This window comes from Variovorax sp. GW822-FHT04E09, assembly GCF_058800845.1.
In genome coordinates, this window is the sequence record NZ_JBXAMR010000003.1 from 213,469 (window position 1) to 226,005 (window position 12,537).

Consider the following 12,537-nt stretch of genomic DNA (forward strand, 5'->3'; position numbering starts at 1 on the left):
GCTTTCTTCAGACCACGCCGGCGACCACGTTCACCGACAGGGCCAGCACGAGCATGTTGAAGGCGAAGGCGAGCACGCTGTGGACCAGCGTGATGCGCCGCATCTCGTGCGAGGTGGCCTGCACGTCCGACACCTGCGAGGTCATGCCGATCACGTAGGCGTAGTACATGAAGTCGAAGTAGTCGGGCGCTTCCTTGCCCGGAAAGTCGAGCCCGCCGTCGGAGGCGCTGTCCTTGCGGTCTATGTAGTAGCGGTGCGCGTAGTGAAAGGCGTAGATCGTGTGCATCATCAGCCACGAGCCCGCCAGCGCCACCAGCCCCAGCGCCACGTGCGCGCCGCGCGCCCAGCCGCTGAGCTGGCGCACCTGCTGCAACAGCATCGCGATGGCGACCACGCTCACGCCCACCGCCACCAGCATCGACACCAGGATCACGACATTGGGCTGGTCCAGCTGCTGTGCGCGCTCGCGCGTGCGCTGGGCGTCGAAGGTCTCGGCCAGCCACCAGCTGAGCACCTGGTACACCGCCACGCCGGCGCACCAGCCGGCCAGCGCGCGCGCCGTGAAGCCCATCGGCCACGGCAGCAGCGCCACCGCGACGGCCGCTGCAGCCCCATAGAGAAGGCGTTGGGGACCGGTGGTGGTGGAAAGGTGTTGGCGCATGGGCGGACTGTAGCGCCGCGGCATGCATCGGCGCGCGATCGGCAATTTCCTACAGGCACATCGGCCAACGGCGCATGCGCAGCGCGGTGCCGCGTCACTAAGGTGATGCGGTTTCAGGGAGCCTCAGCCCGGAGGCATCGCGCCACGCACATGCCCGAGGCATCTTTCACCCGAAGGATTTCTTTCATGCTGTTGCTTCGTTCGCGTCCGTTCGACCGGACCGCGAGATTCGGCGCCCTGGGCGCCCTGGCCGGAACCGGCGCCCTTTACCTTCTTTGCTTCGCGCCCTTTGCTGCGGCCGAGCCCTCGCCGGCGCTGGACCGTTTCAGCTTCTCGGTGGGGGCCTTCAGTGCCGACCCCAAGTTCAGCGCCTCGGTCGAAACCCCTTACGGCGTGCTGCGCTCGAACGAGCTCAAGCCGGGCCGCGTGACCATGCCACGCATCTCGGCCGACGTGCTGATCGGCGACAGCCAGGGCCTGTCTTTCGACTACTACCGCTACAAGCGCGACTACGAAGGACAGGTGGCGGGCAACACCTCGTTCGGCAGCTTCGGCTCGCTGAGCGCCATCGGCAACGCGAACCTCTCGGCCCAGCTCGACTTCGCCAAGCTCGCCTACAAGTGGTGGCTCGGTTCGGGCAACACCGTCTTCGGCCTGGGCGCCGGCGCGGCCTATTACCGCGCGACGCTCGGTGCCAGTGCGCTGGTCGGCGTGAACGGACAGGTGCGTTCGGTCAGCGAGCGCTCGAGCGACAACGCCATCGCGCCCCTGCTCGAGGTCGGCGTGCGCCACGCGATCACGCCCGACCTTCGGCTGTTCGCCGACGCCTCCGGCGTGTGGAAAAGCAGCGGCCGCTTCCACGGCAACATCTACAACGCCGCAGCCGGCGTGGAGTGGTTCCCGGTGAAGAACGTGGGCCTGGTGCTGTCGTATGGCGTGACCAACATCGACCTCACGCGCGAAGGCGGCTTCGCCGATTCGCGCCTCAAGGTGCGGCTGCAGGGGCCCTCGGCCTTCCTCAAGGCCCGCTTCTGACGCGACCCCGGCGGGCGGCCGGCGCCGCATAGCCACTCTTCGCAAGACCGGCAGGCGGTGCCGGTCTTAGTCTGCGCTCCGTTCGAACACCCCCAACGACCGGAGACACGCCCCCATGCCCGCCGCCCGCACCGAGCCCACGCCCTCCTCCTTCCAACGCATCGCCCGCATCGCGCTAGGCGACGTGATCCACCGCAGCGCGCGGCGCTTCGGCGCGCGCACCGCGCTCATCGAAGGCGAGCACCGCATGAGCTACAGCGAGCTCGACGCCGCATCGAACCGCTTCGCGCACCACCTGCTGGGCCTGGGCCTGGCCAGCGGCGAGCGCGTGGCCATGCTGTGCAACAACTCGATCGAGATGGTGGTCGCGCTGATCGGCATCCAGAAGGCCGGCCTCGTGTGGGTGCCGATCAACACGGCGCTCGCGGTCGATGCCATCGGCTACATCCTCGAACACGCCGAGGCGCGGCACCTCGTGATCGACACCGTGCTGCACGCCAAACCCGAACTGCGCCAGCTGCTCGACACAGCGGGCGTCTCGCCGCTGCTGTGCGTGCTCGACGGCGACACGCCGCCGCCCGGCGTGCCCACCGTGGCGCAGGCCATCGCGCAGGGCCCTGCCACGCTGCCCGACGTGGGCATCGGCAGCGACCAGCTCGCGCTCATCATGTACACCAGCGGCACCACCGGCCGGCAGAAGGGCGTGATGCATTCGCACGCCTCGGTGCACTCGGTGCTCCAGAGCAACATGCTCGAATGGGGCGGCGGCCCCGCGCACCACGACGTGTGGAGCAACGTGCTGCCGCTGTTTCACTGCGGGCAGCACACGGTGCTGATGTCGGCGCTCGCGGTGGGCGGCACGAACGTCATCCTGCGCGGCTTCGACCCCGGCGCGATGCTCGCCGCCATCGAGCGCCACAGGATCACCGTGACGGTCGGGCTGCCCATGATGTACGGCGCGCTGCTGGCCCACCCGCAGCGCGAATCGCGCGATCTGTCGAGCCTGCGGCTGTGCGTGTATGCGATGGCGCCGATGTCGCGCACGCTGCTGCTGCGCCTGCTCGACGCGCTGTGCCCGAACTTCGCGCTGGCCTCGGGCCAGACCGAGATGTACCCCGGCGCCACCATCTTCGAGACGCACCAGCAGCGCGAGCGCTTCGGCTCGTACTGGGGCGTGGGCACCCTGGTGAACGAGGTCGCGGTGATGGGCGACGAGGGCGAGCTGCTCGCGCCGAACCAGGTCGGCGAGATCGTCTTTCGCGGACCGAACGTGATGCTCGGCTATTACAAGGACCCGCAGGCCACGGCGCATGCGCAGCGCTTCGGCTGGCACCACTCGGGCGACCTGGGCAAGCTGGACGACGACGGGCAGCTGATCTTTCTCGATCGGCTCAAGGACATGGTCAAGTCGGGCGGCGAGAACGTGCCTTCGCTCAAGGTCGAGGAGGTGCTGCTGCGCCACCCGGGCGTGCTCAACGCCGCGGTGGTCGGCCTGCCGCACGAGCGCTGGGGCGAGGCCATCACGGCCTTCGTCACGCGCCGGCCCGATGCGCCGGCAGAGTTCTCCGAGGCCACGCTCACGGCGCACTGCAAGGAGCACCTGGGCGGCTTCGAGGTGCCCAAGGACATCGTCTTCGTGCCCGCGCTGCCGATGACCTCGACGGGCAAGATCCAGAAGTTCGAGCTGCGCCAGGCCCACCAGGGGCACTACCAGCGCGACTGAATCAGGATGACGACAGCTTCTGCAGCAGCGACGCGCGCACTTCCTTCTTGAGCACCTTGCCGACCTTGGAGCGCGGCAGGTCGGCCCACACCTCGACCTGCTTGGGCGCCTTCACGCTGCCGATGCGCGACTTGACGAAAGTCTTGATCGCCTCGGCGTCCACGCTGCGGCCCGCATGCAGCTGCAGCACGGCCACCACGCGCTCACCCCACTTCTCGTCGGGCAGGCCGACGACGGCGCTGTCCTGCACGTCGGGATGCTGCATCAGCACCTGCTCCACCTCGGCGGAGTAGACGTTGAAGCCGCCCGAGATGATCATGTCCTTCGCGCGGTCGACGATGTACAGGAAGCCGTCTGCATCGAGGTAGCCGATGTCGCCCGTGTGGTGCCAGCCGTGGCGCGAGGCCTCCTGCGTGGCCTTCGGGTCCTTGTAGTAGCCGCGCATCACGAGCGAGCCGCGCACCACGATCTCGCCGCTCTCGCCCGTGGGCAGCAACGCACCCTCGCCGTTCATGATGCCGACCTGCACCAGCGGCCCGGGCCGCCCCGCCGAGGCCAGGCGCTGGCGCGCCACCGAGCCGTCGGGGTTGAAGTGGTCGCGCGGCGGCATCATCGAGACCATCATCGGCGCCTCGGTCTGGCCGAAGAGCTGGGCCATGACGGGGCCGATCTTGTCGAGCGCTTCTTCGAGCCGCGCGGCCGACATGGGCGCGGCGCCGTACCAGAAGCACTGCAGCGAATCGCGCTTCGTCTGCGCCAGGTCCGGGTGCTGCAGCAGCATGTAGATCAGCGTCGGCGGCAGGAAGGTGTGGGTGACACGCCGGCGCTCGATGAGCGAAAGGAACTCGCTCAGGTCGGGCTTGGGCATGATGACCACGCGCCCGCCCAGCGCCATCACCGGCAGGCACAGCACGCCGGCCGCATGCGTGAGCGGCGCGAGCGCCAGGTACACGGGCCGGCCCTCGAACGGGTAGCCCATGAGGGTCAGCGCCGACATGGCCTCCAGGTTGCCACCCGAGAGCATCACGCCCTTGGGCTGGCCGGTGGTGCCGCCGGTGCCGGCGATCATGGCCACGTCGTCGGGCGGTGCGATGTCGATCGGCGCATCGTCCAGCCCGTCGAGCCATTCGTCCATGGCGGGCGCGAAGGCCTGCCGCTGGTCGAGGCACACCAGCGCCTTCAGCTTCGGCAGCTGCGCGCGCATCTGCTCGACCATGGGCGCGTAGTTGCTGTGGAACACGAGGCAGGCGCAATCGAAGGCATCGAGCACGAAGGCGTTCTCGCTGGCTTCGTTGCGCGGGTTGATCGGGCACCACACGCCACCGGCGCGCGAGATGCCGAACACCGTGGCGAAGGCCAGGGCGTCGTTGCTCGAGAGCACCGCCACCTTGTCCCCGGGCTGGATGCCCGCGCGCTGCAGGCCGCGTGCCACGCGCCAGCTGATGCGTTGCACCTGGCCGTAGCTCAGGTCGGCGTCGCCCATGGTGAGGCACGGCGAATCGGCGCCCTGCTGGGCGCCTTTGTCGAGGTAGTCGACGAGGCGCATGCGCGTCAGCCCATCCGCGTGAGCACGGGTTCCTGCACCAGCCCGAAGCTGCGCAGCGCCCCCAGCAGCTCGCGGTGTCCGAAGGCCTGGCAGCCCGAGGCAAAGCCGGCGCGGCGCGGCGCCTGCTGCAGCAGCGAGGCCGCGGCATAGGCCTGCAGCAGGCCGGTCTGCTTGTAGTTGCAGTTGCCGAAGATCACGCAGTGCGCGCGGCCCAGCGGACCGGAGGCATGCACCGAATCGACCGACTTGTTGATGCGCGGGTTCTCGCGCGGCGGCATGGTGTTCATCACGCCCGCGGCCGTCTGGGCCAGCGCGGCATAGCGGTCTTCGTCGTTCATGCCTTCGGTGGCCTTGAGCGCGGCGGCCACGATCTGCGGCACGCCCAGCATCAGCGGCTTGTTGAAGACGCCGCCGAGCACCTTCACGTTGGCCACGCGCGGGTCGCGCTTGAACCACACCGGGTGAGAGGTGCCGCCCCAGGGCAATGCCAATGCGGCTTCGTGCTGGCCCGGAATCGACAGGTGGTACAGACCCGCGTCGGGTTGCCATTCGACGTACTGGTTCTGCTCCAGATAGAAGGCCTTGGACGTGGCCGCGTTCACCAGGATGGTCTGCGTCGACGCGATGGTCGGGCTGCCGCCCCAGAACACGGCGATGTCGAGCGTGTCCAGGCCGGGCGTTTCCAGGCACAGCTGCGCCGCGATTTCGCCGGTGGTGTACATCTGCGCCAGGCCGGGCGACAGCAGCAGGCCGGCCGCCGCGAACTTGGCGCCGTATTTCTGGTCGAGCGTGATGAGCCAGTCTTGTTCGCCGGTGGTGTCGGTGTAGTGGCAGCCGGCGGCCAGGCAGGCATCGACCACCTCGGGACCGAACTTGGCGAACGGCCCCACCGTGTTGAGCACGACCGAGGCGCCGCTGAAGAGCTCGGTGAGCGCTTCAACCGTGTGCGCGACCTCGACCACTTCGTAGTCGGCGGTCTCGATGCCGGGCACGTTCGACTTCATCGCCGCTTCGAGCTTCTCCGCGCTGCGGCCTGCCGCGATGAAGGGGATGTGGTATTCGCGCAGGTACTCGCAGACCAGGCGCCCGGTGTAGCCGGAGGCGCCGTAGACGATGACGGGCTTCTTCTTGCTGCTCATGTTTCTTGCTCCTTGTTGATCGCTCACATGCCCATGCCGCCGTCCACCGCGAGGCCCGCGCCGGTGATGAACCGGGCGGCGTCGGAGCAGAGGAAGACCACCACGTCGGCCATGTCGCCGATCTCGCCGAGGCGGCCCAGCGGCGTCTGGCCGATGACGTCGCCCACGGCGGCCTCGACGCTGGGCGCCAGCCCCGCGGCCACGATGTCGTTGGCGAGCTTCATGCCCATGTCGGTGGGCACGAGGCCGGGGTAGATGCAGTTGACGCGCACGCCGTAGCCCAGCTTGCCGGACTCCATGGCCGCCACGCGCGTGGCGCGGTCGACCGCCGACTTGGTCGCCGAGTAACCGGCGATGGCGGGAAAGGCGATGGTGGCCGCGACCGACGCGATGTTGACCACCGCCCCGCCGCCGCCCGCGCTGCCGCCGGGGCGCATCGAGCGAAAGGCGTGCTTCATGCCCAGCAGCGTGCCGGCCACGTTCACGTCGAGCATGCGGCGCAGGTCGTCGCCGTCGACGTCGACCACCAGCGAGGTGATCTCGATGCCGGCGTTGTTGACCAGGATGTCGAAGCCGCCCAGCGCCTTCACCGTGGCTTCGGTGGCAGCAGCCCAATCGCCGTCCTTCGTGACGTCGAGCGGGACGAAGCCCACCTTCGCCCCTTCGGCGGAGAGCCGCTGTGCGGTCTCCTTGCCCAGGTCGGCGAGCACGTCGCCGATCATCACCGACGCACCCGCCTGCGCCAACGCCTGGGCGATGCCCGCGCCGATGCCGCGCGCACCCCCTGTCACCAGGGCCTTGCGCCCCGTCAAGTCGAACTTGGCCATCACTTGTCTCCTGTGGATATGTGTATGAGATGGAGCGGTCATGCTAGGAATCGACTTGACAAGTGTCAAGATTTTTTTTGACGACTGCCCAAATTTCGTAAAATGCCTCTGGAATGCACGTACGAGGGATTTCCCACGCCGCGTGCTATGGTTTGCAATCACCAGGAAACACAGCGGCCGGCACTCTGCGGCCTGGCTAGAAATGACCACTCATTCACGGGTAAAGAAGCACGCCGGACGGGTGCAGAAGGCACCGGCCGACAAGTTCGAGCAGCGCCGCGCCGAGCTCGGCGAAGCCGCCCTCACCACGCTGGCCACGCTCGGCTACGCGCGCACCAGCCTGCGCGAAATTGCGCAGAACTCCGAGTTCTCGCATGGCGTGCTGCACTACTACTTCAGCGACAAGGTCGACCTCATCGTCTGCAGCGTCAAGCAGTACAAGGCGCGCTGCGTCACGCGCTACGACCACGCGGTCGACACCGCCACGACGTATGACGAGCTCATGGAAGGCTTCCTGCAGAGCCTGGGCGACACGCTGCTGGGCGAAGGCCACGTGCACCGGCTCTGGTACGACCTGCGCTCGCAGGCGCTGTTCGAAGCGGCCTTCCACGACGACGTGGTGCAGATCGACAAGAGCCTCGAAGACATGATCTGGCGCATCATGAGCCGCTTCGCCGAACTCTCCGGCCAGGCGCCGGGCCTGCCGCCCTCGGCCTGCTACGCCCTCTTCGACGGGCTGTTCCTGCAGGCGCTGCTCAAGCACCTCTCGGGCGACACGAAGGCCATTGCCGACATGCAGGCCGACGTGCGGCAATCGATCGAGCGGCTGTTCGCCGCACCCGCCGTGCCGGCCTCCCGCAAGCGACGCGCCTGACGCCGCCATGGCGCCATTCAACACCGCCTACCGGCAGACGCTGCTCGCCGGGCGCCTCACCCTGGGCCTGATGACGCCGCTGGCGCGCCCGCCTGGCGCGATGGCCGACCCCGCGTCCGAACTGCAGCTGGCCCGGCTGGCCGACACGCTCGGCTTTGCTGCGCTGTGGACGCGCGACGTGCCCGTGATGGTGCCGCAGGGCGAAGAGACCGCGGTGCTCGACGAGCCCTTCCTCTGGCTCACCGCGCTGGCCGCCGCCACGCAGCGCATCGCGCTCGGCACCGCCGCCGCCGTGCTGCCGCTGCGCCATCCGCTGCACGTGGCCAAGGCCGCGCTCTCGCTCAACCGCCTGTCGAACGACCGCTTCATCCTCGGGCTGGGCTCGGGCGACCGCGAGGCCGAGTTCGCCATCTTCCAGCAGGACATCGCGCTGCGCGGCGACGTCTTCCGCGAACGCTGGAACCTCGTGCGCTCGGCGCTCTCGCCCGATGCACAGGAGCGCGCCGCGCTGCACGACGCCACCGGCGGCCACGACCTCATGGCCGCGCCCGCCGCGCGCATCGGCATGCTGGTGGTGGGCTCGGCGCGCCAGTCGCTGCAATGGACCGCCGCCCACGCCGACGGCTGGGCCACCTACCACCGCGACGAGGCGCGCCAGCAGGGCCGCATCGGCCTGTGGCAGACCGCGCTGCGCGAACGCGCGGGCGGCGAAGCCAAGCCCTTCGTTCAATCGTTGCAGCTCGACCTGCTGGACGATGCCGACGCGCCCGCCGAGCCCATCGAACTCGGCCTGCGCGCCGGACGCCATGCGCTCGTCGACTACCTCGACCGCATGGAAGACGCCGGCGTCGCCCACGTGCTGCTGAACCTCGTGCGCAGCAGCCGGCGGCCCGCGCAGGACGTGGTCGACGAGCTCGGCCGCGAGGTGCTGCCGCGCCTGCAAGGCCATGCGCGCACACCGCCCCCCTGACCCGTGCAGAATCCGGCGCTCGCCGTTGTCGACCTCCTTCCAAGGACTTTCCCCATGACCGATCTCTCGCACTTCCCCATCACGAAGAAATGGCCCGCGCAGCACCCCGAGCGCCTGCAGCTGTACTCGCTGCCCACGCCCAACGGCGTGAAGGTGTCGATCCTGCTGGAGGAAACCGGCCTGCCCTACGAGCCGCACCTCGTAAGCTTCGAGACCCAGGACCAGATGTCGCCGGAGTTCCTGTCGCTCAACCCGAACAACAAGATCCCCGCCATCCTCGACCCCAACGGCCCGGGCGGCCAGCCACTGGCGCTGTTCGAATCGGGTGCGATCCTGCTGTACCTCGCCGAGAAGACCGGCCAGTTCATCCCGAAGGACGCGGCGGCCCGCTACGAAACCATCCAGTGGGTGATGTTCCAGATGGGCGGCATCGGCCCGATGTTCGGCCAGCTCGGCTTCTTCAACAAGTTCGCCGGCAAGGACTACGAAGACAAGCGCCCGCGCGACCGCTACGTGGCCGAGTCGAAGCGCCTGCTCGGCGTGCTCGACAAGCACCTTGCCGACCGCGCCTGGATCATGGGTGACACGTACACCATCGCCGACATCGCCACCTTCCCGTGGGTGCGCAACCTGATCGGCTTCTACGAGGCCGGCGATCTCGTGGGCTTCAGCGAGTTCAAGAACGTCGCGCGCGTGCTCGAGGCCTTCGTGGCGCGGCCGGCCGTGGTGAAGGGCCTGGGCATTCCGAAGCGGGGCTGAGGCCCTCTCGATCGGCCCTCTGTCGGGGCCGTCGTCTGCATCGGCGACGGCCGTACCGAGCCCGTTGCTCGAGCGACTCCCTCGTTTGTGGGATTCCTGACCCTTCCGGCGACTGGAACAGTCCCTCTGCGTTGTTGCGGGGACTGACAAAAATTACGCGATCGCACACCTGCGGCGATGCGGCGCACGCTTCCCCTCCTCCACGCACGAAACCGGATTCGACATCCACGTGGAACCACAAGGAGGAAGCCATGAAGAATGCAATCATCCTGCGCACGGCGGCCGTCGTGCTGGTGCAGGCCTGCGCTTTTGCGAACGCCGCCGACGACCAAGGCGTCAACGACTACGCGAAGGCGCACTGGAGCATCGCCAATTCCTGCGTCCCGTTCGTCAGGAAATACCAATCGGTGTGCGGCAACGATTTCTCCGCAGACACGGATGCTCAGGCCTATGACATTCGGGCCACTGGCGAGAGATGTAGTGCGGTCACACAGAACCAGCACCCCGCCATACAGAAGGGCGACGTGATCACGGTTCATCTGAGCCAGGTTTTCATCAACGAGTTCGTCGAGCGCGGTGCCAGTCTGCTCGGCTTCAAGAAGCGCGGCGAGATCGCCATCGTTGCGCGCATCGCAGAGCAAGACGCCCAGACCGATTTCGATTTCAGTGTTGCCGGAAGGGATCGTGGCCGCCTCATCTACTACTCGGAAGGCGTCGCGCCTGGGCAGTACCTGAATTTCAGCCAGTTGCCCATCTACGGGCCCATCGAATACCACGGCAAACCCCTGCTCCTGGAGTTCTACATCATGGAGCTCGACATCAAGGAGAACACGGAGATCTCGGGCCTGCTCACCGCAGCGGCCAGCCTGGGCGCCGTGGCCTATCCGCCGGCATCGCCAGTGCTGAAGGTGCTCGACACGATCGGCGGCGGCTTGCTCAAAGCCAACAAGAGCGACATCGAGTTCAAGTACCACGCCTCGTTGCTCCCGGGCGCGGAGCAGATCAATTCACTGCATTCCGGTCGGCTGGAATACGGCAACTACGCGTTCGTGCGCATGCCATTCGCGGACTCGGGTGGCTCTGGGAGCAGTTCTACGCATCCCTGGACACGCTGGTGGTTCAACCAGAAAAATGGGCGAATCTACGAAGACGCGACATGCAATTCAGTGCTGAAGAATCGCACCTACCTCACGGTGCAGATCAATCGCGCCAAGGAGGAGGCCACGCTCGACCCCGCCAACACCTTCGCTGCATTTACCGCCAAACTCTCTTCCGAGGCCCAGGCCTCCACCGCCGAGCGCGTCGCGGTCATCGATGCGCTGAAAGCCAGTGTCAACAAGAACCAGCGCTATCGAGACGCGAAGAAGTTGATCGATTTTGCACAGAGCGTGAAATGGCCCGACGGCACCAAGAGTGACAAGAAGGCCCTGGATGCGGGGACCGTCAATGCGCTCGCCGCGGTTGCAACCAAGATCGAAACATCCTCGACTCAATTGCGTGACCCCCAGCAGCGCGACAAGGCGGACTTCGATGAATCGCAGATACAGGTGCTCGTCGATGCACTGTCGCGGCTCTCCGGCAAGCGCTACTCACCGCAAACCTTCAAGGCGAGCGATCTGAAGTTGGAGCTCGAGAAAACCTGACGCTGGCACTCCACGCCAGCGTCCCCAGGAACCGAAATCAGTTCGCGCTCAAGTCCATGAGCATCCGCGACAGCAGATAAAGCCGCGGCACCACGCTCTCGACCTCGGCGTATTCCTCCGGCGTGTGGATGCCGCCACCCACGATGCCAAAGCCGTCGAGCACGGGCACGCCGACACCGGCCACGAGGCTGGCGTCAGCGGCGCCGCCGCTGCTCTCGATGGTGAGCTTCTTGCCGATCTCGCCGTAGATGCCCTCGGCCATGCGCACCAGCTTGTCCGACGCGGGCGAACGCGGCATCGGCGGCAAGCCGCGCACCAGGCGCACGCGCACCTCGGTCTCAGGAATCAGCTTGTTCTGCGCGATGCGCGTGAGGTCCTTCTCGACGCGGTCGAGCTCCTCGGGCGTGGCGGCGCGCACGTCGCCCTTGGCGCTGGCCGACGCGGGAATCACGTTGGTCGGTCCGTTGGCCGTGAGCACCGTGAAGTTGACCGTGGTCTTCTTGGCCGCATCGGCCACCTTCGACAGTTGCAGCACCTGGTGCGCGACTTCCATCGCGGCATTGCGGCCCGCCTCGGGCGCGACGCCCGCGTGCGACGCGAGCCCCTTCACCTCGATGAGCGCCGTGGCCGAGCCCTTGCGCTCGACCACGAGGCCGTCGGCCGGGCGGCCCGGCTCGAGGTTCAGCGCCACGTCGTGCTGCTTGGCCACGCGTTCGATGAGCGCGCTGGTGCCGACCGAGCCCGTCTCTTCGTTGGTGTCGATCAGGAAGGTGATCTGGCCGTAGTCCTTGAAGCCGATCTTCTGCAGGATCTTCAGCGCCTGCAGGCCGGCCACGACGCCGCCCTTGTTGTCCATCACGCCGGGGCCGTAGGCGCGGCCGTCCTTGATGTAGAAGGGCTTGGCCGCGGCCGTGCCGTCCTTGAACACGGTGTCGATGTGGGCCAGGATGAGGATCTTCTTCTTGCCCTGGCCGGTCAGCGTCGCGACCAGGTTGGTGCCCGGGTGCGGCTCGGCGGGAAAGCTCTCGATGCGCGCGTCGAGCTTGCGCAGTTCGTCCGCGACCATCTCGCGCACCTTGGCCAACCCTTCGGTGTTGGTCGAGCCGGAGTCGATGTTGACCATGCGCTCCAGCAGCTGCAGCGTCTCGTCCTTTTGCTGCGTGGCGGCGTCGAGCACGCCCTGGTGCGGCTTCTGGGCCATGGCGTTGACGGCGAGCAAGGCACTGGCCAGCACGGCGCCCTGGCAGGCGGCGCGCGTCCATGAACGCGGGGTGGAGCGAAGGTGCATGAGGAAGCCTGTTCTTTCTGTTGTGGAGGTTCGTTCGAAGCGAACCCCACACTAGCACCCGCTTCGCGAACG

General features: G+C 67.5%; 11 protein-coding genes. 6 read left to right on the forward strand and 5 right to left on the reverse strand.

All coding sequences use genetic code 11. From position 1 onward, the window contains the following. Positions 1 to 7: 7 nt before the first annotated feature. On the reverse strand, positions 8 to 661 hold the full coding sequence (locus tag AC1RL8_RS13310) for a DUF1345 domain-containing protein (protein WP_492684486.1): 654 nt from the start codon (positions 659 to 661) through the stop codon (positions 8 to 10). Between the two features lie 186 nt (positions 662 to 847). On the opposite strand from AC1RL8_RS13310, the gene AC1RL8_RS13315 reads away from it, so the two are divergent. Continuing rightward, positions 848 to 1,696 (forward strand): hypothetical protein, encoded by an 849-nt coding sequence (locus AC1RL8_RS13315; RefSeq protein ID WP_492684487.1) that lies wholly within the window; start codon positions 848 to 850, stop codon positions 1,694 to 1,696. Between the two features lie 115 nt (positions 1,697 to 1,811). Further along, positions 1,812 to 3,419, forward strand: coding sequence for a class I adenylate-forming enzyme family protein (locus tag AC1RL8_RS13320; RefSeq protein WP_492684488.1), 1,608 nt, complete (start codon positions 1,812 to 1,814; stop codon positions 3,417 to 3,419). Position 3,420: 1 nt separating this feature from the next. Here the strand turns inward: AC1RL8_RS13320 and AC1RL8_RS13325 are convergent, their stop codons facing one another. Genes AC1RL8_RS13325 through AC1RL8_RS13335 form a run of 3 tightly spaced genes read right to left on the reverse strand, consistent with a single transcriptional unit; the run spans position 3,421 to position 6,931 of the window. Continuing rightward, positions 3,421 to 4,965 (reverse strand): acyl-CoA synthetase, encoded by a 1,545-nt coding sequence (locus AC1RL8_RS13325; RefSeq protein WP_492684489.1) that lies wholly within the window; start codon positions 4,963 to 4,965, stop codon positions 3,421 to 3,423. A 5-nt stretch (positions 4,966 to 4,970) separates the two neighbouring features. Continuing rightward, entirely contained in the window at positions 4,971 to 6,104 is a 1,134-nt protein-coding gene (locus AC1RL8_RS13330) for a DUF5938 domain-containing protein (protein WP_492680677.1), read from the reverse strand. Positions 6,105 to 6,127: 23 nt separating this feature from the next. Further along, positions 6,128 to 6,931 (reverse strand): SDR family NAD(P)-dependent oxidoreductase, encoded by an 804-nt coding sequence (locus AC1RL8_RS13335; RefSeq protein ID WP_492684490.1) that lies wholly within the window; start codon positions 6,929 to 6,931, stop codon positions 6,128 to 6,130. A 202-nt stretch (positions 6,932 to 7,133) separates the two neighbouring features. On the opposite strand from AC1RL8_RS13335, the gene AC1RL8_RS13340 reads away from it, so the two are divergent. The 4 genes from AC1RL8_RS13340 (at position 7,134) to AC1RL8_RS13355 (ending at position 11,177) form a co-directional block, all read left to right on the forward strand. Beyond that, positions 7,134 to 7,805, forward strand: a complete 672-nt coding sequence (locus tag AC1RL8_RS13340; RefSeq protein ID WP_492684491.1) for a TetR/AcrR family transcriptional regulator — start codon at positions 7,134 to 7,136, stop codon at positions 7,803 to 7,805. A gap of 7 nt (positions 7,806 to 7,812) precedes the next feature. Further along, on the forward strand, positions 7,813 to 8,775 hold the full coding sequence (locus tag AC1RL8_RS13345) for a TIGR03571 family LLM class oxidoreductase (RefSeq protein WP_492684492.1): 963 nt from the start codon (positions 7,813 to 7,815) through the stop codon (positions 8,773 to 8,775). A 54-nt stretch (positions 8,776 to 8,829) separates the two neighbouring features. Continuing rightward, positions 8,830 to 9,534 (forward strand): glutathione S-transferase N-terminal domain-containing protein, encoded by a 705-nt coding sequence (locus tag AC1RL8_RS13350; protein WP_390342250.1) that lies wholly within the window; start codon positions 8,830 to 8,832, stop codon positions 9,532 to 9,534. 251 nt (positions 9,535 to 9,785) lie between these two features. After that, on the forward strand, positions 9,786 to 11,177 hold the full coding sequence (locus tag AC1RL8_RS13355; RefSeq protein WP_492684493.1) for a hypothetical protein: 1,392 nt from the start codon (positions 9,786 to 9,788) through the stop codon (positions 11,175 to 11,177). Positions 11,178 to 11,214: 37 nt separating this feature from the next. Here the strand turns inward: AC1RL8_RS13355 and AC1RL8_RS13360 are convergent, their stop codons facing one another. After that, a complete protein-coding gene (locus AC1RL8_RS13360; RefSeq protein WP_062469846.1) occupies positions 11,215 to 12,465 on the reverse strand; it encodes a glutamate carboxypeptidase in 1,251 nt (416 codons plus the stop codon). Between the last annotated feature and the right edge of the window lie 72 nt (positions 12,466 to 12,537).